This is a genomic window from Chitinophaga sp. S165, from assembly GCF_003182155.1.
Taxonomy (GTDB): domain Bacteria; phylum Bacteroidota; class Bacteroidia; order Chitinophagales; family Chitinophagaceae; genus Chitinophaga.
On sequence record NZ_QGTG01000010.1, the window covers coordinates 215,090 to 235,338 of the forward strand.

At 44.9% G+C, this 20,249-nt stretch carries 17 protein-coding genes; 7 read left to right on the forward strand and 10 right to left on the reverse strand.

What is annotated here, in order from left to right; all coding sequences use genetic code 11:
- Positions 1-12: 12 nt before the first annotated feature.
- Positions 13-1,020 (reverse strand): RNA ligase (ATP), encoded by a 1,008-nt coding sequence (locus tag C7475_RS28635; RefSeq protein WP_110056857.1) that lies wholly within the window; start codon positions 1,018-1,020, stop codon positions 13-15.
- 211 nt (positions 1,021-1,231) lie between these two features.
- On the opposite strand from C7475_RS28635, the gene C7475_RS28640 reads away from it, so the two are divergent.
- The 3 genes from C7475_RS28640 to C7475_RS28650 all read left to right on the forward strand — a co-directional run bounded on the left by C7475_RS28640 (position 1,232) and on the right by C7475_RS28650 (position 3,638).
- Positions 1,232-1,618 (forward strand): VOC family protein, encoded by a 387-nt coding sequence (locus C7475_RS28640; protein WP_110056858.1) that lies wholly within the window; start codon positions 1,232-1,234, stop codon positions 1,616-1,618.
- A gap of 29 nt (positions 1,619-1,647) precedes the next feature.
- A complete protein-coding gene (gene bioA / locus C7475_RS28645) occupies positions 1,648-2,898 on the forward strand; it encodes an adenosylmethionine--8-amino-7-oxononanoate transaminase (protein WP_233259993.1) in 1,251 nt (416 codons plus the stop codon).
- A 206-nt stretch (positions 2,899-3,104) separates the two neighbouring features.
- Positions 3,105-3,638 (forward strand): hypothetical protein, encoded by a 534-nt coding sequence (locus C7475_RS28650; RefSeq protein WP_110056860.1) that lies wholly within the window; start codon positions 3,105-3,107, stop codon positions 3,636-3,638.
- A gap of 72 nt (positions 3,639-3,710) precedes the next feature.
- Here C7475_RS28650 and C7475_RS28655 read toward each other — a convergent pair whose 3' ends face one another.
- Positions 3,711-4,529, reverse strand: a complete 819-nt coding sequence (locus tag C7475_RS28655) for a phosphatase PAP2 family protein (protein WP_233259994.1) — start codon at positions 4,527-4,529, stop codon at positions 3,711-3,713.
- A gap of 324 nt (positions 4,530-4,853) precedes the next feature.
- A complete protein-coding gene (locus C7475_RS28660) occupies positions 4,854-5,450 on the reverse strand; it encodes an HD domain-containing protein (RefSeq protein ID WP_110056861.1) in 597 nt (198 codons plus the stop codon).
- Positions 5,451-5,877: 427 nt separating this feature from the next.
- Here C7475_RS28660 and C7475_RS28665 point away from each other — a divergent pair, with 427 nt between their 5' ends.
- Positions 5,878-6,846, forward strand: coding sequence for a glycosyl hydrolase family 18 protein (locus tag C7475_RS28665; RefSeq protein ID WP_158286644.1), 969 nt, complete (start codon positions 5,878-5,880; stop codon positions 6,844-6,846).
- A 49-nt stretch (positions 6,847-6,895) separates the two neighbouring features.
- Here C7475_RS28665 and C7475_RS28670 read toward each other — a convergent pair whose 3' ends face one another.
- Positions 6,896-7,243 (reverse strand): DUF1801 domain-containing protein, encoded by a 348-nt coding sequence (locus C7475_RS28670; protein WP_110056863.1) that lies wholly within the window; start codon positions 7,241-7,243, stop codon positions 6,896-6,898.
- A gap of 82 nt (positions 7,244-7,325) precedes the next feature.
- Between C7475_RS28670 and C7475_RS28675 the strand changes: the two genes are divergently transcribed.
- Both C7475_RS28675 and C7475_RS28680 read left to right on the forward strand, forming a co-directional pair.
- Complete coding sequence (locus C7475_RS28675) at positions 7,326-9,233, forward strand: AAA domain-containing protein (RefSeq protein ID WP_110056864.1); 1,908 nt, start codon at positions 7,326-7,328, stop codon at positions 9,231-9,233.
- Between the two features lie 53 nt (positions 9,234-9,286).
- Positions 9,287-10,885 carry a hypothetical protein gene (locus tag C7475_RS28680; protein ID WP_110056865.1) on the forward strand — a complete coding sequence of 533 codons (1,599 nt, stop codon included), beginning with the start codon at positions 9,287-9,289 and terminating at the stop codon, positions 10,883-10,885.
- A gap of 114 nt (positions 10,886-10,999) precedes the next feature.
- Here C7475_RS28680 and C7475_RS28685 read toward each other — a convergent pair whose 3' ends face one another.
- Together C7475_RS28685 and C7475_RS28695 are read right to left on the reverse strand one after the other, a co-directional pair.
- Positions 11,000-11,854, reverse strand: coding sequence for a hypothetical protein (locus C7475_RS28685; RefSeq protein WP_110056866.1), 855 nt, complete (start codon positions 11,852-11,854; stop codon positions 11,000-11,002).
- A gap of 673 nt (positions 11,855-12,527) precedes the next feature.
- A complete protein-coding gene (locus tag C7475_RS28695; protein WP_110056892.1) occupies positions 12,528-13,220 on the reverse strand; it encodes a sulfite oxidase-like oxidoreductase in 693 nt (230 codons plus the stop codon).
- Positions 13,221-13,593: 373 nt separating this feature from the next.
- Between C7475_RS28695 and C7475_RS28700 the strand changes: the two genes are divergently transcribed.
- On the forward strand, positions 13,594-14,808 hold the full coding sequence (locus C7475_RS28700) for a tetratricopeptide repeat protein (protein ID WP_110056868.1): 1,215 nt from the start codon (positions 13,594-13,596) through the stop codon (positions 14,806-14,808).
- Here the strand turns inward: C7475_RS28700 and C7475_RS28705 are convergent.
- The 4 genes from C7475_RS28705 to C7475_RS28720 are packed head-to-tail and all read right to left on the reverse strand — an operon-like array spanning position 14,798 to position 20,241.
- The gene (locus tag C7475_RS28705; protein ID WP_110056869.1) at positions 14,798-15,748 is read right to left on the reverse strand and encodes a phosphatase PAP2 family protein; all 951 of its coding nucleotides are present in this window, start codon (positions 15,746-15,748) and stop codon (positions 14,798-14,800) included. The two genes, C7475_RS28700 and C7475_RS28705, sit on opposite strands and share 11 nt — an antisense overlap.
- Before the next feature lie 4 nt (positions 15,749-15,752).
- Positions 15,753-16,373, reverse strand: coding sequence for a sterol desaturase family protein (locus C7475_RS28710; protein WP_110056870.1), 621 nt, complete (start codon positions 16,371-16,373; stop codon positions 15,753-15,755).
- 27 nt (positions 16,374-16,400) lie between these two features.
- Positions 16,401-17,675, reverse strand: a complete 1,275-nt coding sequence (locus C7475_RS28715) for a DUF4833 domain-containing protein (RefSeq protein WP_110056871.1) — start codon at positions 17,673-17,675, stop codon at positions 16,401-16,403.
- 19 nt (positions 17,676-17,694) lie between these two features.
- The gene (locus tag C7475_RS28720; RefSeq protein ID WP_110056872.1) at positions 17,695-20,241 is read right to left on the reverse strand and encodes a DUF5686 and carboxypeptidase-like regulatory domain-containing protein; all 2,547 of its coding nucleotides are present in this window, start codon (positions 20,239-20,241) and stop codon (positions 17,695-17,697) included.
- Between the last annotated feature and the right edge of the window lie 8 nt (positions 20,242-20,249).

The window sequence follows — 20,249 nt, forward strand, 5'->3', positions numbered from 1 at the left end:
GCGGACTATTTTCTATCTTTCGTTTAAAAGGAATTTATTTGAGATCACTTTAAATGAGATCTTCCTGTCTTTCGACCGGATCACTAATCCTTCCCTTTCTACTTCCTTCCCTTTCGGGCTTAACACCGACGCGCCATCTGCGATAGTCAGCATCTCATCCAAAGATGCAGGTAAAACGTACTCCTCATCCAGGATAGGTACTGTTTGCAAGCCCAATGACGCAAACAACGCTTTAAACTCATCCAGGCCCAGGTATTCATATCGGTCAATATCAAAAGCATTAAAGAACCTTACTGTTTGTCCTCTCAGGCCGTAGGCATTACCTTGTACGCCCTCTCCGATCAACTCTCCCTGTATAGCAAAATTTTTGCCCAGGGCAGCCAGTTTCTCTTCAAGTTTTTCAACTCTTGCTATCTTCCAGAAGGTGTTATCTTCTGTTTCTTCCAGGTCCAGGTTACGGGAACATACACCAAAAACGCCCTCGTTCAGGTAGAACGTCGCAGAAGAACCGTCCAGTTTTTCTGTAACATAAAATGTATGTTTCCTGAACTCTTCGTACTGACCGCTCAGGTTCTGTATTCTTTCCTCGTCGGTTTTAGGCATGAAAGAAGGGAACAATCCCTTTGCGATGCCACCTAATGCAGCCGGTACAGGTGGTTCATATTTAATGACGCCTAAACGAGCAGATACATCCTCCCCTATCTGGTAAGTATACCCTTCCAGCAAACTAACAGGCAATAATAAGCCCTGGGAGATCTGTCCCCTTAGCTTCATTGTTTTCAGTCTGAAGCCTTCCTGCTCTCCCATCTTCCTGTAAGAGCTCTTTCTTAGGAATTCGAACTCCTCCCTGATTGGCAGGAATGAATCTATTTCACAATACACCGCATGATCGCCGATGCTGAATTCATTTTTCTTAACAACTAATTTCCACCCCTTAACGGTAGCCACCTCAATAAGGTCGGCCCCAACAATAGGTTGTATGTCGTCAATGACAACGGGGGATACCAACTTTCTTTCCATTTCTTTACTTCTGAATGTGAAGCCTTTTGGGTTACGAATCTGATTTATTTCATCTATAGAGGCCAGGTATATAGATAAGCGCCGCAAATATAAACATTTTTAATTATCCATCAAGCAGCAATTGACCAATACTCCCCTCCTATATGCCGCATTTGCCCCCTGTCAGGCCCATTTATTGATGTTAACTTAGTACTCACCAAACCTTAAGACTATGTTCAGAAACACCAAAGCATTCAGTGGCTTTTCCGTAAATGACACAGACAAGGCGAAGGAATTTTACGGCCAGACTTTAGGGCTTGATGTAGCCGTAATAATGGAAGACATGTTGCAGCTTAACATAAGTGGTAATAATCCCATCATCATTTACCCGAAGCCGAACCACTCGCCTGCTACGTTTACCGTTCTCAATTTCCCGGTGAACAATATAGACGAGGCTGTAGATGCACTCACTGCAAAAGGTGTCCGGTTCCTGCAATATGACGAGCCTATTAAAACGGATGAGAAAGGTATTTGCCGCCAGAGTGGCGGACCGTTGATAGCCTGGTTTGAAGACCCCGCAGGCAACATCCTGTCTGTGCTGCAGGAAAAAGAAGATTAAGTATATCTTTGCCGGGAATTTTTATGACTATGTTGTGGTATCCTTATACACAAATGAGGCTGGTAAGTGAATTACCGAAGATGATTTCCGGAGAAGGCGTGATCATGCACCTGGAAGATGGCCGTTCGTTAATTGATGGCATTTCTTCCTGGTGGGCAGTTATACATGGCTATAATCATCCGGTGCTTAATGCCGCATTACTGACACAGGCAAATAAGTTTGCCCACGTGATGCTTGGTGGCATGACACATAACCCTGCACTGGACCTCGCAGCCAAACTTGTCAGCATTACGCCGGCGGGTTTGAATCACGTTTTCTTTTCCGACAGTGGTTCCATCGGTGTGGAAGTAGCGCTGAAGATGGCCATTCAATACTGGAAGAATATTGGATACAGTGGTAAAAGCAAGATCATATCATTACGTAATGGCTATCATGGCGATACTTTCAAAGCAATGGAAGTAAGTGATGACTCTGACTTTACACGCGCTTTTTCAGATGTACTGAAAAGGGGTTTCATATTGGATATCCCAACAGGAGGATTTGATGCGGATGCTGCACAGGTAAAAGAAGCAACTGATGCACTGGAAGCGCTGCTGCAACAAGAGCATCAAAATATTGCCGCTTTTATTGTCGAGCCGATAGTACAATGTGCAGGCGGTTTTAATATCTATTCTCCGCTTTACCTGAAAGCAGCACGCGACCTTTGTACAAAATACAACGTACTCTTTGTCTTTGATGAAGTGGCCACAGGCTTTGGCCGTACAGGTAAATTATTCGCGGCGGAACATGCAGGTGTTACACCCGATATCATGATACTCGGTAAAGCCATGACAGCCGGTTACATGGGACATGCGGCCACACTTGCCACAACAGCAGTATTCGACAGCTTCCTGGGTAACAACTATGAGAAAGCATTGATGCATGGCCCGACGTTTATGGCCAACCCACTTGCATGTGCAGTAGCATTGCAAAGTATAACCCTCATTGAAGAAGAAAACTATCTGCAAAAAATAGCACGCATACAGACTATCATCAGGGAACAGTTTGACACCTTCTCCTCTCCTGCTATTGTTGCGAAAAGAACAATAGGCGCAATAGGCGCGCTCGAAATGAAAGATGCAGCCTGCCTGTCAGGATTCAAAGAATTCTCGCAACAGAAAGGTATATGGCTTCGTCCTATCGGCAACGTGTTATACCTGATGCCACCTTATATAATAAGTGAGAAAGAACTGCTAACTATTCTGCAGGTGATGAAAGAATGGACCCAACAAATAAAATAAATCAAGGGGCTGATCAGATAAGATCGGCCCTTTTTCATTCCTCCTTCCTTCCGTGATCTGGCATCATTGTTGCCTATAGAAACCGAACGCAGAAATATACCGTAATATATCTTTGCACGGGACTATGCCAAGAGACACAACAAGACCTTCCGATGGAATAGATAACCATACATTAAGAACCTGAATTCAATTAAAACAACAAAACAATGAGAAATTTACTTTTCAGCGCTATTGCTGCTGTAGCACTTTTGACTGCTTGTGACAAAGATGACAACAACAACAATCCCACTCCCAAAAGCGAATTCACTATTGACGGACAGGATGGAAAAACTACTGAAACTCCTTTCGGATTCCGTGTACAATGGAGTGTTGAAGAAGGAGGCAGGATGCTGGTTTCCAATGTAAATATCAATGATCCTGCCTTTTCGGGTAAAATCGATGGCGTTTCATTTGCGGTAGACACATTTGTGAACGGACAAACCTATACGTTCATGCCGGCAGATTCTTCGGCATTCGACAAAAAGGTGAACTTCAGTGCTGCCGATGTTGTAGTTGGCGCTAACTTCACAAACAACGCTATTGTTCCCGGCACCGGAAAACAACTGACAGACCTGCAGAGTGGCAGAATAGCTATTAAAAAAGATCCGGGCGAAAGCTACCGGATAACATATATCCTCGATTATGGCGATGCCAAAGTATCAGGAGAATTTAACGGACTAATGCCAGTAGTCAATAAATAAACAGGAAAAAACCATATCCCCAAATGTGGGGATATGGTCCCCCTTTTATGGGGATGTTGCCATCAATCGTGCTTATCTGAAAGTACGTATCATACTGAGACCTATAGCCCCCTGCTGATACGTTGGTACAATTATATTTTCTCCGTCTGATTTCTTGTTCTTAAACAACTTCTTTATAGATGGATACACCCAATAAGCCAGGTCTGTAGATAATATGCCCACACCCGCTCCCGCTACTACATCACTAAACCAGTGCCTGTTATTCGACATACGCATATATCCTGTAGTCGCTGCCATAGCATAACCTGCTACTCCATACCATATAGACACATCCTGATACTCGCGCCGCATAAATTCAGCCGCGGCAAATGCAGTAGCCGTATGTCCTGAAGGGAACGACATGTAATTAGAGCCATCAGGCCGAAGTTCGTGCGTAGATTTCTTGGTAGTCATAACAACCGCTCCCATCATGGCATTAGCCATTCCATAAATGATCGTACGATCTATAAAATTGTTTTTGCCTTTTACACCTGCAGTATTTAAGGCATACACCATAAAGGCCGGTGCGTATTGCAGATAGTTATCCATTTCATTGATCTCCCGCTTTCCATCTTCATGCATTTCTTTTTTGAAATGATGATTTACTTCTTTCAACTTATTCCATTTCAAAGAAACAGCACCATATACAACAAATGTGGCAGGCACCGCCAGCAAACCATTACAGGCTTTTTTCGTCTTTTCAGGATAATGCGGATAAAGCGGATCTGGCAACGGTGCTTCATTCATAGCAGTAGCTGTGTCCTGTGCTATTGACAAATCAGGAAGCAGAAATATCACAGACAGTAAAAGACACAATACAGCATTTCGCATGCTGTGCGTAGGCATAGGCATAGTCATAGGTATAGCAATAGTTGTAGGTCGTTCCCGGATTCTCTCGAAAACCCGGGAACTGGATCTAATAAGATTTCAGTTTCATATATTCAATATTGGCTTCTCGGCCTTTATTCAATTTATTAGGACAATATAAAGAAAATAAATAATATTTTACAAGAAAGCCTGAATAATTCTCAGATTAACCCTTAATGCCTATCCGAAAATGTGTACATGATAAGATGTATAACAGTTGTAGGAATAAGAAAACACCAGTTGAAGGTCATCCTGTTTTGACCGTACAAACTTAAATAGTAAATCTGTAGAGAAACTGGTGAACAGGATTTAATTAGACCTGATTTCATTTTTCAGGCGTTCGATATTTGTCTGTTTTCCCTGCTCCAGTGTATTGCGACAGTAGGTAGTGAAGAAACGATGCGTTTCTAATAGTTTCAAAGTATCATTGCACCAGTTAGTAAATTTTTTCTTTGTCCTTAACTGGAATTCCCGCTTTACAAGTTTGTCAGTTATTTCAAACTCTCTCGTCCCGAAGTGGTAAGTATCTGCATCACATATAATTTCTTCGAGCAGCGTTTTAGGCGCCGGCGGAAATTTGGTTACCATTATACAATCAGAGATCACGTCAATCAATCTGGCGTCAACATCCTTGTCCATGAAAAAAGTTTTCATCAACAGTACGCCAGCTTCTTCATGTGAATCAATATCAGCTACCAGGTGGCCTGTATCATGAAACCATGCCGCCATACTTAAGACGAATCTGTCCCTGTTATTCAGCTCATAATAGTCGGCAATTTCCATGGCCCGGACCACCACGCGTTCCGTATGTGAAAGATTGTGATATACCAGATAGGCGGATGTCAACCTGGTAAAAAGGTCAACGACATATTTTTCAGCGAGATACTCCGTATATGTTAATTCCATTGTCCTTCAATATCTAAGTTCCCGAATGACTTTAACCAAATATCGGGGCTAATTCTGTAAACATTCTGTCTTTTTCTGCGTCCGGCTTTACCTATAAGCCTTTCCGGATGGCGATAAATGTTAATTTCCAGGCCCGGCATAAGGGTATATATCTTCTTTCGTGTTGTTCAAAGAGGTGTCAACTGTTAAAGAGTGACTACTCTGTATGGAAAAATCTTTCAGATTATACGAATATCTTATTTCATGCGTTTATTATTGCTATCAGCGATTGCCTTCATATCCTCCCAATCACCGAACTTTATTGCTTTCTTTTATACACCTGCTGACTGGGTCGTATTTACCGATGTCGATATTGCTGATACCTATATTTTAACAATTCATCAACATTAAATTTATCTGCTTACACATGAGACCCAAATTCTACTTTATGTTAAAGTACACTGTGCTGCTATCCTGTTTAGGTACAATACTTTTTTTATCCCATTCCTGTAAGAAAGACGGTACTAACAATCCGCCGGAACCAGGTCCAGACACCACCAATCACGAAGAGACCTCCCCTTTTTATGGTAAAACACTTACTAAAAGGCCCCTCCTGGTAGAATACTGGGGAGGCTGTTGTTATGACAGGTCGTCCGTAGGTCCTTTAGACGCCATTCCTGACAGCGTAGACGTTGTTAATATATTCACCCTGGGCATTGGGAGAACAGCCGAAGGAACATGGGAATTTGAGCACAGAGGCGTATCCGGTCAGAATGAGTGGAGCGACGTGCTGACCAAAGCTCATGCCCTCCAAAAGAGAGGTATCAGGATAGTAGCGACTTCTTTTGCCGGCGGACTGGTAAAACTATCTGCGGCTGCTGCCGATTCTATGGCTAAAGTGGTAAAAGATTCCCTGGACAAATGGAAATTCGATGGTATAGATCTTGACCTGGAATATGGTAATGTCAGGACGGCAAATATTGACAGTGGCCTCATTGCCCTGGGCAAATATGTTGGTCCCGCGTCAAAGACCGGCAGGATCCTGTCCGTAGTTGATTATAACAATTATAACCTGGCCCAGATCAAAAGGTCAAAAGAATATATCGACTACGTCATGACCATGTCTTATTGGAATAAGGCTGCTGATGTTATGAAGTGGGTACAGTCATACGGCGATGGCATTGGCAATCGTCAAAATGTGCTGATCGGTGTGGGCGCCGGTTGTGCTATCAATGCCGGGCAGGCCACATTACCCGGTGAAGAACTGAAAATAGCAGATACATTGCGCGCTTCTGCCCCTGGCAGTGGTATGATGGAATTCATTTTCGGATGTAGTTATAATAACAAAGATCAGAACGGAAATATTACAAAGGATGTGAGTTACACAACGAACATTATTAATAAGCTGAAGAAATAATCAATGGAAACGCCGGATGGGTACGCACTATCCGGTGTTTTATCTGATATTATCTGTACAAGGCCACCATTTCTTTTAAAATACCTTTCAACGTTTTCACAGGGATGTCCTTCTCGGGATCAAACAGCATTATTTTCATTCGCGCACGTTTTTCAATTATGAGCTGCGGATGATCTATCCTTTTACCTTCTACTATCCCAATATATGGCTGCAGATATTTTTTGTGCGTCCAGAGATAACAGCACATCTTCTTATTGTAGCAGTAAAAAGGCATTCCGTATTTCCAGGCCTCTGTAATGTTCTCGTCATAATGAAGGATGATTTCCCGAAGCGCCAGCAGGCAGCTTTTCACAGGTTCATCCTGTTTCATGAAATAGTTATCCGCTTCTCTTAACATTGGGGATGGTGGTTATGATGTAAATATATTGCCATATTCCTCCATCTCCCAATCTATTCCTGATTCGTCTTACCTTTGCGGCATGGATTATTTCAAAAAGCTGCTTGAATTACTGAAAACAGAGCGGGAAGTAGACAGGAAAGCATATCTGGAGATGACAGCATCAACGTCCGTAGCCGAACGCAGGGCCAATGGACTTACCTGGTACCCTATTGCCATCAGAGGTTCCGAGATGAGCCGGGGAGACTATCTCACTGTCGAAGTAGAGCGTACCACGCACCAGGATATTGTGCACCAGCTCCGTTTTGGCGTGTCAGCAGTCCTTTTTTCGAACCATGATCCTAAAACCGACCGGGTAGAGGGCACCATCTCCTACCAGGGCGGTAATCGCCTGAAAATAACGCTTCGTACAGATGAACTGCCGGAGTGGGCCAATAATGGCAAACTAGGCATCGACCTGCTGTTTGACGATAACAGCTACGACGAGATGCAGAATGCCCTTAAACAGGCTGAAACACGCGTTAGTAAGGAAGATAATGATCGTCTTATCCGGATCCTGACAGGTGAGAAACCACCTACCTTCCAGGAAAATCTCCCTTCCGTTACCGTTCCCCGCCTCAATGAGTCCCAGCAGGCGGCTGTGAACAGGATACTGGCGGCAAATGACCTGGCCATTGTACACGGTCCTCCCGGTACCGGTAAAACCACCACCCTCGTACAGGCCATCAAAGCACTGATCAAACAGGATAATAAACAGATACTGGTAGTAGCGCCCAGCAATACCGCCGTGGACCTGCTGAGCGAAAAACTGTCCGACGAAGGGCTTAACGTGCTGCGTGTGGGTAATCCCGCCCGTGTTTCCGAGAGATTGTCAGCCCTGACGCTGGACAGCCGGATGGCTGAGCACAACAGCATGAAGGAGATCAAACGCCTGAAAAAGCAGGCCAATGAGTTCAGGGATATGGCCCACAAGTACAAGCGGAATTTCGGAAAGGCTGAAAGAGAGCAACGCAAAGCTTTATTTGACGAGGCCCGCAGCATCATGAAATCCATCGAAAATACCGAACAATACATCATGGACGACCTGCTGGCAAAGGCCCAGGTGATCACTGCTACCCTCGTGGGCGCCAATCACTATACAGTACGCCAGCTGAAATACCATACCATCGTCATCGACGAGGCGGGACAGGCCCTGGAGCCTGCCTGCTGGATACCCATCCTCAAGGCGCAGAAAGTAGTGCTGGCGGGCGATCATTGCCAGCTATCTCCTACTGTCAAATCCGACGAAGCAGCCAGGAACGGCCTGAGTACCACCCTGCTGGAAAAATGTACTGCCCTGTATCCTGAAGCGGTGGTGCTGCTGGAAGAACAGTACCGCATGCACCAGATGATCATGGGTTATTCTTCTGCTATCTTCTATGAAAATAAGCTGAAGGCGCATGCCTCAGTAGCTGGTCATACGCTGTTCCCTGAAGACATGCCGCTTTCCTTCGTGGATACCGCCGGTTGCGGATTTGACGAGAAGACAGAAGGTACCAGTACCACCAATCCGGAGGAAGCTGCCTTTCTGTTCAAACACCTGACACAGCTTGTGACGGGCTTTAATACTCATTACCAGCAACAGGACCTCCCTTCCATCGCCATCATTTCGCCATATAAACAGCAGATCCATCTACTGAAGGAACAACTGCAACATTCCCCGGAACTGCAGTCTTACGGGGACAAGATCTCTGTCAATACGATCGACAGTTTCCAGGGTCAGGAAAGGGATATCGTCTATATCAGTATGACAAGGAGTAATAACGACAATAAGATCGGCTTCCTGTCCGACATCCGGCGTATGAACGTGGCCATGACAAGGGCCCGTAAGAAGCTGGTGGTCATAGGCGACAGCGCCACACTTTCGCAACTGCCATTCTATGCAGGGTTTATTACCTATGCAGAGCAGCAGAACGCCTACCAGAGCGCCTGGGAATTTATGGATAACTAGGCCCGAAATTTTGATACCTTTATACTCCGAATACTATCCTAACAACTGAACCTATGAAAAGAACTACCCTATTGTGCCTGTTCACGATCTTGCAGGCGCTTGCCTATGCGCAATTCAAAACTGTTGCTGAAACACCTTTATTTGACGAACCTGAATCCGGTCATGCGAGACTCCTCCAACTTAAAAACGGCAATACTGTTGTAGTACGCCTGAGCAACAGAAGCGGGATCGACATTACAGTTTACAATCCCGACCATAAACTTGCCGGCAATAAACACCATGATCCATCCTTCGAGAAGCTGAAAGGAGGACGCGTGAATGCTATTTTCGAAACCAGTGGCAGCACCGTTACTGTTCTGATCAGCGAGATCCAGGACCGGACGCCGGTGCTTTACAGACTGTTGTTTGACGGTAATAACGGCAACCTGGACAGGGAAGAAAAGATCGCGGAAGCGGAACGGTACCCGTTCAAAGATGTACGCTGGATCCCGGAGTTTGATCCGGTAAATTCCTTCTCTGTAAGTAAAGATCCGGCCAGTGATAATTATGCCATATTTATCCACCGCTTCAAGGATGAACTGGCAGATAAAAATCAGATGGAGGTAGTGGTATATAGCGGAGAACACCTGGAAATAAGCCGGGCCTTTTATCAGCCGGCATATAAATATGCATCCTTCAACTACCTGGACATGGCCGTATTAGGTGATGACCGGGTGTGCATCCTGGGATTTGCATACAACGAGATCGCGTCCAATGACAGGGAAGGACAACTGGTGATGACCACCCTGACCAAAGGAGGAAGACGTATGACATCTGAATTGCTGGACCTGTCCGACAACCGGATCGCCGATAGCGCTGTCGTGCGCTTCAATCCCGTCACCAAAAAACTGATGCTGCTGGGCACTGCTCATATTGAGGATGCCAACCCGCAGCCTTATGGAGGATTCCTGGTCATTATAGACCCTTTTAAGGCAAAAGTCGAGCAGGAGGTGAATATATACCCGACAGAGGCAGATGTTCAAAAAAAGAAGCTGTATGGGGCCAAAGAAACGTTTACAGGAATGCCACAGGATATTGTTATCAACGATGACGGCAGCTTTTCTATCATTTACGAAGAGCTGAGTACTGAAAAACATACGCCGAGAGATGCCACCCCGTATACTTATTACATGCTGGATAATGCAGCAGTGACGGCATTTGATGTGAATAGCAAGGCTTTGTATACAAGCTTCATTCCTAAAAAGCAGTTCCTTAAAAACAGTTCCTATCCATCTTTTTATATCGCTCACAGAAAACTGTCCACACAACAGTTGATCGCGGCAGACCAATACCGCTCATTCGCTTATCTGGCCGCAAAGGGCAAATTGTATATTTTCATGAATGATGCAGAACAAAACACACATCCGGAGAAGGGAGATTTAGTGCCCTTGCGGGTACCTGCAAACGGACAGGCCTTTACCTATGTAACCGGAAGTCCGGCACCCGAAAGGAGTTTGTTTTTTGGCAAACTGAGAAAAGATGAAACGCATGCATTAGCCGTGTTCAATCTATCTGACTATAACAGCACGACCAACACCTATGTAACGCTGAAACTGGAAGCTACACGCAAAGAAAGGAAAGCGAGGCTGGTGTGGCTGACACCGGAAGAATAAAAAAAGGCTAAAGTAAGAATACTCCAGCCATTGCTAAACCTACAACTGTTTACACTGTTCATGTAACATAAGTTCTCTGTCACAGTTGTCAAGACAGCGGGGTGTTATCAGCTACTATTTTTTAGGCGCTGATAACGTTCCGTTGTTATTGATCGGCCAGATGCCAGGTGTCGGAACGCTCACACCTTTGGTGTTACCCCTTTTAGTTTCGTCGTCACCGAAGAAATACAGTGCCCAACCTCTGTAGGCAAGCTGTTTCTTACCGTGTACATCTATCACTCCAAAGTCAGCCTTTTTGAGGATAGTAGGAATATTTTGTACTGCAGTCTGCTGGTAAATTGGCCATACGGCGTCATTACTGAAGTCAGGCTTAGTGTATTTGTTGATGTTGAAAGAATCTTTTGAGAACTGATATAATGTTCTACCATATGCATCGGTGATGAATTCAGTCAGTTCTTCTCCTGCTACATACTTACCGGTGTATTTAACACCATCTTTACCCACCAGTTGCGCTTTACCCAATGCTACGGAGTAGTCAGGTTTTGCAGTGAACCAGGTACCGCCTACGCTGTCACCTTTGATATCACCGGCTTTAGCATCGTTCTGGAAATAATACAACGGCCAGCCTTTATAAGTTGACTGCTTTGCGCCGTCTGCACGGGTGATCACACCAAAATCTTTCGCGTCCAGACCTGTTTCAAGGCTAGGATCCGCTTTGTAGAATACAGGCCATTTAGCGATACAGTCGCCGCTACAAGCTGACTGCCCGCTTACGTCCAGTGCAAAGGAATACAGGGTACGTCCCTGGGCGTCTGTCAAAATTTTTCCAAGCTTTTCATTGGTCTGCAATCTTACATCTGCAGTATTGGTTGGAGGTGTGTTCTGATCATCATCATCGTCACAGCTTACAATACAAGTTGCTGCTAAAACAAAGAGGGACATCGCAGCTAAGGTTTTTCTAAACTTCATGTTGAGTTTTTTGAATTTTTAATGATTACTCTGATTTGAGTATGCAAAGCTCAAAATATCTGTGCTCATTAAAAATTACCAAACCTGGTCATTTCCATCCCCTATTTTAGTGATTTATGTTATGTGTTCACCCGGAGTACTCACTTTTTGAGATGGCAAAGCTACAATTCGTCACATCAACAGAATTACACATAACAAAGTATTAATGATAAAAATCAAACAATTAGAAAGATATGGGGCAGTGGAATGAGATAATAATAAACAAAATGGCGAAACGATATCCCGCCATTTTGCACTGAAAGATTTAACTATACTTCCGTATAAAGTAACACGCGGCGATCAGCAATGCATAGACGGCTGTTGAGACAAAATATCGGCGCAGATACTTTCGCCTGTTCAGATATGTTGGCCGGTGTTTAAATAGCTTACGCTTTGACACATTTTGATCCAGTAGGATCTGACTCAGCACACAGGTAATCACAAAAACAACAAACACCAAAGCAGTGGGCGGTGCAAAGTTAAATATTACAAAAATGGGTGCGCTGATGTATAGGACCAACGCGAAGGCCAGCGATTGATTAGCACGATAAAAATACGCTTTACTGGTCTTGAACGTGCCGCTCTTATACATAAAGTATATCAGCGAATATTGAATCTTTTCCATGCAGTGATGTCAGCTATAACGGTCATTCCTCCAGGGGTAGGCAGTACTGGAATACCCCCGTTCTTCCCAGAAGCCCAGTTTGTTTTCTGTGAGGAATTCAATCCTGTGGATCCACTTCGATCCCTTCCAGGCATATAACTGTGGCGTGATCATTCTTACAGGACCTCCGTGTTCAATTGGCAAAGGTGCGCCCTCATAAGTATGCACTAATAGCACATCCGGTTTCAGCGCCTCTTCCAGTGATACGTTGGTAGTATAGTCGTCATATCCATAACACAGGATGTGGGTAGCATTTTCTTTCGGCTGGGCCAGCGCTGCCAAGTCAAGTAAACGCACGCCTTTCCAGTTCATATTCAGTTTGGACCAGGTAGTGACGCAGTGGAAGTCGGAAGTATCTTCTGTTTGCGGCAGGGCTAAAAAATCGTCCCAGGTCAGTTCCACCGGATGTTCCACAGCGCCGTCTATGATCAGCCGCCATTCATCCAGAGGTATCTCGGGTTCGATGCCGAGGTCCAGTACAGGCCACTTATGGGTAAGAATCTGCCCTACTGGTACGACCGGCATACCATGACGGTTAGGATTACCTGACCCCATAGGCTTATTATCAGCCACGGAAGGCGTTTGGCGGATCTTATCCTCAAAACGGGCCTTCAGCTTCATACGGGCCTCTACGACCCTTTTTAATTTGTCTGATTCTTCCATAAGCTGAAGGTAGTAATTATTGAAAAACTGGCAGATATGAATATCAAACATTAAAATTGTAGCCGTAATTTTTACTACGAGCAGCAATATTGACCGGACGATCGTTATTTTTTGTATCGGCCCTGATCTTATCTAATGGCTAACGCCTATACGGACTGAACTATTTATAACCCTTCTCCTTAAGATAAACCCTTCAGTTACAATTCCATTGCAGCGAAAAACGGTATACTTGTTTTAACGGAGGAGCTGCGTTCGTGATGGTTCACCGGAAACGCCCCCGGATTGAGGTATCAGCGCATTGAATTATGGTAATTTGATAGCTGGTAGATACCCATAAATAATATAAATTTGATACTGTACTTAACCATTGCTGATGCTTTTGACTTCCTCCTATGAACTGAAGACAGCATTTGCCTATGCCAGGACTTTTAGCCTGGAAAGGAAACTTTTTTACATAGATAGCCAGATGATACTGCTGGGTATCCTGGACTCTTATGCCAGCGATATCGCCATTGATACCGCCGACCGGGAAAAGCTGATCCAGTGGTTACACGCCCTGAACTGGGAACAACGTCCTGGCACTCCTATCCCTACCGGTAACAGGCCTAAAGTGCCTATTATGACGGAGGCAGAAAGGATGCTGGAGAATGCAGCCTACTACCAGAAAAAGCTGGGCGATGAACAGCTTCATCCTCAACACATTATTCTCTCCCTGCTTAGCATAGAAAACCGTTGTCAGTACAAATTCCAGTCACTCGGCATTATCTTCGACGGTTACATGGAACAGATCCGGGCACTTAGAAATATACAGACAGATATCCCTTTCCGTAGTCCGCGCATCAAAACTTCTCACATCAGTTTCTTCCATCCGCTGATCCGGCTGTTTTATGGCCCGCAGCAGAAGAATGCCGCCGTTGAGAGATATTTCAGGGAAGCACAATCGCTGCTGCAGTATAATGATACACATAAGTGCCGGGCGCTTTGTCACCTGGTATTACAGATGCAGCCCGATCATATCAATGCGTTATGGCTGTCTGGCGTTACATGGAGAGTGGAAAGGAATTTTCAGAAGGCCCTCCCCTTTTATGAGAAGGTGCATAAGAAACATCCGCAGCATACAGGCGTACTCGCGGAAGTAGCGCATTGCCATAGTGAGCTGGGTAACCATGCGTGGGCGCAAAGATTATACGAACATGCGCTGTCGTTAAATCCGGGATCGTCCGAACTATTGAACAGTCTTGGCTTTGAGTGTATTAAACTGGAATTGTACGTAGAAGCGATCTCTTATTTTGATCAGGCTATCGCATACGATGAGGAATGTGCCTATGCGTACAACAATAAAGGTTATGTGTTGATGCATCTGGGTTTCCCCGTGGCTGCCAGGGAGCTTATACTTAAATCACTACAGTTCAATAAAGGTAACGCCTACGCCTACCGGAACCTGGCATTGCTCGCCCTGAAAGAACAGGATGAAGACACTGCCAGGGAGATGCTCCTGAAAGCAAAGCGTTTTAACTTTAAACGTAACTATGGTAATGAGGTAGATGAATTGTTGTGCAACCTGAATAAGCAGAAAGTTACTTCGTAACAGCTGCATAATACTTACCGATCCGCTCATTATAAGCAACACTTCTCATCAGCACCAGTCTGTATAAAGCAATCCCTGCACTGGCACAGGCAATACCTGCCAGAACGTCCAGTACATAGTGATGGCTGGTATAAACAGCTGAGAACCAGATGCCCAATGCAATGATGCCGAACACGGTCGTGAAGAACAGATTAGTGGTCTTCCTGGCGTAGAAGAATACGATCAGCGGATATGCAGAGTGCAGTGATGGCATAGCAGCAAATACGTTCGATCCCTTTGCATATAATGATCCGAAGATATTAACGTTCAACGCGGTATCAAACCTTGCCAGTCCGGCTGTATTACCCGGCGTGCTTGCAATAAAGTCAAAGCCGTGCAACTGTACATACCATGGCGGTGCAGCGGGATAAGTATAGTAGATGATATATCCCAGCCAGTTTACAAGAATAAAGGTAAACGCAAAGTGAAGGAATGCGAGCCTGTCCTTATAGAACAGGTAAGCAGCGAATGCCAGTGGCACCGGCACCCAGCATAGATAAAATGATCCGGTCAGCACATCAAGCCATACCTGGGTATGATGTAACCAATATTCGTTCGGCGTTACTCTCACTCCATCCATCATGACACCGAACCATGCTTTTTCCGTTTCATAAATGTCCTTGATATGAACTGGTCCCGTCAGATAGTTCGGGAAAGCCTTCATATAATCGAACACGATCCAGTAAAAGATGAAGATCGAAAAACCCAATATAAAGCGGCGGGTAGGTCTTGATGCGTAATAACATCCATTAAAAATCGCTATCAGCCACAGCTGATCAGTCTTAAAACCAAGCAACCAGGCTGAAAGCAACAGATAAGCGATGCTGATCGCCGTAGTGATCAGCATATTTCGCCTATCAAAAAAAGCAGTTGTAGGCCCGGCAGGAACTGGTGCGTCCATCTTATCACTTTTGAAAATCAGATCCGAAGATCTTGTCCCAGAAATTAGAGCTAACGCCATATCCTTTGGTAGCATCGGCATAGTGATGCTGCATGTGGTGTTTCTTTAGCTTCTTCCAGAACTTAGCTTTAAAATTGAAATGGTGCAGCGCGTAGTGGGAGATATCATAGAAAAGATATCCGCCGATGAAGCCTGCATAAAATCCGTAGAAATATACTTCAGGTATAAAACTCTTGTACAAAAACCAAAAACCGAGCGCCAGCGGTATGCTCACAGATGGCGGCAATACCAGGCGCAACCTGTCATTGGGATAATCATGGTGCACGCCATGGAACATGAAATGCAGCTTTTTGCCCCAGGCAGATTCCGGTTCAAAATGGAATACAAAACGGTGCATGATATACTCTGTAAGTGACCAGATAAAAATACCTGCCAATACACTCAGCAGCCATATAACTACACCTGCATTCACTGGTACCAGTGCTGCCCAGCAGCAATATGCGATAACCGGAATATATATGAACAGCGGAACGCTGAAATGTACTTTAGATAATTTCTCCAGCAAGCTGTTTTTGAACATAGGTACCGACTCTTGCGAGTTGGAAACGTACTGTCTATTACTCATTTCGTCGTGAATTTAACAATCAACCTTTTATGGCTTGAACTGCTCCTTTATTTCTTTTCCGGTAGCAGGGTCAATCCCTTTCAGTTCCACGTATACTACATTTGGAAACCAGAAGGTACCACCTTCGATCTGAAGATAAATCCTGTTCAGCTGCGCCATTACACTACCGATCTGTGTGTAGATATGGTAATCGCCTTCGGCAGATTTCATCAGGAACAACTTTTTCTTATCATAGGCTACGGAACGCAATTCATATTTGTCTTTCGCCAGTTGTTTTACCTTCAGTCCGTATGCAAATTTACGTTGTATATAATTTAATCCCTTCTTTTCATTATTTTCTGTGTACCTGATCCAGTAAATATTTACCGGCTCATCCTCATCCAGTGTACCATCCTTCTGCAGGTTCAGGTCGTAGATAATGGTGTTAATATTCGGCGTACGCTGCATATAGAACAGCATATGCGGAATATTCTGCGGTACCGGAAATACCGGTTCTACAGGTTTTGCCTGTGAATTAGCCATTGCCATTGCTGGTAATACCATCATCAGCAGAGCGATCACCGGAGTGGTGGTTGCGCTTCTGATAACACGGGTTACCTGGTCCTGCTGGTCTATCGCTTTCTTAGCGTCCTTCAGGCGGCCTACCGCTGTAATATTGGTCATAATGGCCATAATGAACAGCGGGAAGGTAAAGATAGAAATGGTCTCAAATACATGGAAAGGAACACCTGGTATGTACAGTTTATAGTCCCCGCCAATAAAATGTGATGTGATACCACAGGCGATGGCTGATACGGAAATGATCACGATCCTTTCCGGGCGTTGCATCAGCCCTCCTTTACATTCAATACCAAGACCTTCCGCACGTGCCCTGGTATAACTCACCATCATAGAGCCAATCAGGGCTATAAAGGCAAATATGGAACTCAGGAAGTAGTGATGTCCGATCAGGTAATAACAGATACCCAGGAACAGCACCATTTCACTATAACGGTCCAGTACGGAATCGAACAGGGCGCCGAAGCGCGAGCCCATGTTGCCCAGACGCGCCACCTGGCCGTCCAGCATATCAAATAATCCGGCAAAAAGGATCAGGGCGCCGGCCCATCCTACATAAGAGAGGTCTCCCCTGTTGCCTTCTTCGACTCCTGTCACAAATATTATAACTACACCTATATTTAACAGGAATCCGATGAGGGTGACCGCATTTGGGGTCAGTCCCATCTTGATCAAGCCTTTTACCAGAGGGTTGATCACCACATAAATTGCTTGCTGCAGCTTATCTCTGAATCGTTTTTTCATGGCTTACGATTAAAAATCATTAAAAATCAAACCTAACTCTTCCCCTGATACCCCAGTTGGCGATCAACGGGTTATCCAGGTATGTGAACCTCTTCACCAGGTCTAACCTGAGAAGTTTAAATATGTTAGCAACGCCCACACTAGCTTCCACATACGGGTCGCTACCCAGTGTATAAGTGATCGGCGTTCCATCTGAATAATTTGAGAACTGGATCTTTGACGGGTCCAGCCTTGGATCATTCCCTTTGCTCAATCCTCCATACAGCACCTTCACGGTAGCCACCTCACGGAGTTTCAGTTTTTTCAGCAAAGGTATCTTATTGAAGATAAATCCGTTGAAGCTATGGTCAATATTTATACCAGCATAGCGGTCACTCACAAATTCCAGGAAGTTCATGAGGTTATAAGACTGTAACTGGTATGCATATGTCTGGTTCGCTCTGTGGATGGTTAACAACGGATAAGGAATATGTCCGAAGATGTAACCACCTTCCAGTACCACCTCACTATACCCGAGCTGTGACAGGTATACCATTTTATAAATATTCAGGGTGATGTTCTGGTAATTGTACCCGCTGTTGAACAGCCCCTTCACTCCCGCGATTGCTCTGAGTGTGAAGATAGGATATTTGTTGGGGATGGGTATTCTGAAGTTCTTTCCCTGGTAAAACTGCTCGTGCGGAGCCCAACGCAGTTCCAGCGATAATTCTGCCGTAGTGATCTTCTTTACACTGTCCAGCAGGGGTGATCCCTTATAGTAAGACAGTGTACCGGCAGGCGTTTGCGCCCAGTGCTTGAAACCTACCTGGAATGAGGAATGATTGTCAAACTCATGAAGGTAATTCAACCTGTAAATGTCATTATACAGCCACTTATCGTTGTTACCGCGTTTGAAGGACAACAGGAAGTTATCTTCCTGTACGAACTGCAGTTCCTGCCCCGGAATCTTGGTATCGTGCTGATAGCTCGCTTTAAGGGCACGTACCGGCCAGTCGTAAATAGACTTATGATTAAAGGCATAAGAGCCTCCGAAGTAATATTTCCATTTCTCGTCTTTGAAACCATAAGCGCCGTACCCTTCCAGGTAGATGCTCTTGTTGAACTTAGGCGTGGTCCTGCCCCCTAACCTCAAACGGAAACCTTCCACCGGGTTAAAGTTGTAGAACGTGTTCACAGGCCCTATTTCAAATTTCGGACCTACAGACTTCCAGCCGGCCAGCAGCAGGGTGGCAATATCCATCGTGCGTTTGAAGGATTTCATTTTCTGCAGGCTATCAATATTGGCGTAAACCTTCGATTCTGCGGTGGTCAGCGTGTCATGCCTGTTCTGCTCCCAGAAACTTTCAGGTTTCTCTACCTCTTCCGTATTCTCCACGATAGAGCTTCCCGCATAGAAATCATCCGCCATTTTCTTGTTCGTTACCATGTTCTTCAGGGACACTGTACGTTCTCCGTAAAGACCGCTTTTGCCTTTAAAGAGACCGAAATCGGCCATGAGGGTGTTCTTGTTCATGAAGTAACGGCCATCCGGTGTTTTCTCAAAATCCATATAGAGGTGGAAATCACGGATAAAGTTCAGATTGATCTCTTTATTAGCCGTCATATCTGCCTTCTGTATAGCATAGTTACCATCGAGTGTGATATACAGTTTACCTTCCAGTAACCTGTCTGTTTTATTCCTCGGGTAGAACTCCAGCACGATCAGTTTGGAACTGTCGGCCAGTTTGATGGTATCGGCGATATAGTACTTGTAGAAAGTAGGACCGGCATTGGCAATTGGACTGAGGAACTGGTTAGTGAACAACATCATGTTGTTGTCGTAAATGTCCACGTCCTGGTAAATGTGGTTCAGATAAGCGCTCAGACCGCGGTTATCGATATAGTTCTCAAAGCTGACCTTTTTATCGGCAGTGATAATTGTTTTCTTCTTTTCAGGGTCCCGGCGGTAATATACATCTGCCAGTTTCTCTTCCAGGTACATCGGCAACAGTGAACGTCCGGCCATTTTGGTCGTATCCTGGTTTTCGAACACAAATTTATACTTCCTGGTAAAGCGGCTGTTGCTGACCTTTTCCGATACATTACTTAATGCAAACTCCAGTTTCTCGTACTGATTGTACTGGGCATAGTCATAATGTTCCATCCTGTTCTTTGACTTGTTGTCAATGACCAGCCGGATCAACTCCACAGCGGGATTATCTTTGTTACGGTATCTTTCTTTCTTACGCCTGATCACTACTTCGCCCAGGTTTCTTGCACCACTTTCGAGGTTCATGTTCCTGACTTGTTCAGTACCGTTCTTTATGCGTATTGTAACGGCCTTATACCCCAGGAGGGAAAAGCGTACACTATCTTTTGGGCTATCAAACTGCAATTCGTACCGGCCTGCGGCATCAGTAGAGACGCCGAAGGAAGTACCAGGTACAAAGACGCCTACAAAGGGCAATGGGGCACCGGTTTTATCGGTAACCACTCCCTTCACTGTCGTTGTTTGTGCAAATACTGAACTAAAGCCGAGCGTAAGCAATAACAAAAGACCTAAACCTATATTTTTACTACCATTCATCTATCTAA

What these genes read in the sequence shown, in the direction of transcription:
- C7475_RS28635 (WP_110056857.1), bottom strand. Translation starts at nt 1,020, where the DNA reads ATGGAAAGAAAGTTGGTATCCCCCGTTGTCATTGACGACATACAACCT.
- C7475_RS28640 (WP_110056858.1), top strand. Translation starts at nt 1,232, where the DNA reads ATGTTCAGAAACACCAAAGCATTCAGTGGCTTTTCCGTAAATGACACA.
- bioA (WP_233259993.1), top strand. Translation starts at nt 1,648, where the DNA reads ATGTTGTGGTATCCTTATACACAAATGAGGCTGGTAAGTGAATTACCG.
- C7475_RS28650 (WP_110056860.1), top strand. Translation starts at nt 3,105, where the DNA reads ATGAGAAATTTACTTTTCAGCGCTATTGCTGCTGTAGCACTTTTGACT.
- C7475_RS28655 (WP_233259994.1), bottom strand. Translation starts at nt 4,529, where the DNA reads ATGCCTATGCCTACGCACAGCATGCGAAATGCTGTATTGTGTCTTTTA.
- C7475_RS28660 (WP_110056861.1), bottom strand. Translation starts at nt 5,450, where the DNA reads ATGGAATTAACATATACGGAGTATCTCGCTGAAAAATATGTCGTTGAC.
- C7475_RS28665 (WP_158286644.1), top strand. Translation starts at nt 5,878, where the DNA reads ATGTTAAAGTACACTGTGCTGCTATCCTGTTTAGGTACAATACTTTTT.
- C7475_RS28670 (WP_110056863.1), bottom strand. Translation starts at nt 7,243, where the DNA reads ATGTTAAGAGAAGCGGATAACTATTTCATGAAACAGGATGAACCTGTG.
- C7475_RS28675 (WP_110056864.1), top strand. Translation starts at nt 7,326, where the DNA reads ATGGATTATTTCAAAAAGCTGCTTGAATTACTGAAAACAGAGCGGGAA.
- C7475_RS28680 (WP_110056865.1), top strand. Translation starts at nt 9,287, where the DNA reads ATGAAAAGAACTACCCTATTGTGCCTGTTCACGATCTTGCAGGCGCTT.
- C7475_RS28685 (WP_110056866.1), bottom strand. Translation starts at nt 11,854, where the DNA reads ATGAAGTTTAGAAAAACCTTAGCTGCGATGTCCCTCTTTGTTTTAGCA.
- C7475_RS28695 (WP_110056892.1), bottom strand. Translation starts at nt 13,220, where the DNA reads ATGGAAGAATCAGACAAATTAAAAAGGGTCGTAGAGGCCCGTATGAAG.
- C7475_RS28700 (WP_110056868.1), top strand. Translation starts at nt 13,594, where the DNA reads ATGCTTTTGACTTCCTCCTATGAACTGAAGACAGCATTTGCCTATGCC.
- C7475_RS28705 (WP_110056869.1), bottom strand. Translation starts at nt 15,748, where the DNA reads ATGGACGCACCAGTTCCTGCCGGGCCTACAACTGCTTTTTTTGATAGG.
- C7475_RS28710 (WP_110056870.1), bottom strand. Translation starts at nt 16,373, where the DNA reads ATGAGTAATAGACAGTACGTTTCCAACTCGCAAGAGTCGGTACCTATG.
- C7475_RS28715 (WP_110056871.1), bottom strand. Translation starts at nt 17,675, where the DNA reads ATGAAAAAACGATTCAGAGATAAGCTGCAGCAAGCAATTTATGTGGTG.
- C7475_RS28720 (WP_110056872.1), bottom strand. Translation starts at nt 20,241, where the DNA reads ATGAATGGTAGTAAAAATATAGGTTTAGGTCTTTTGTTATTGCTTACG.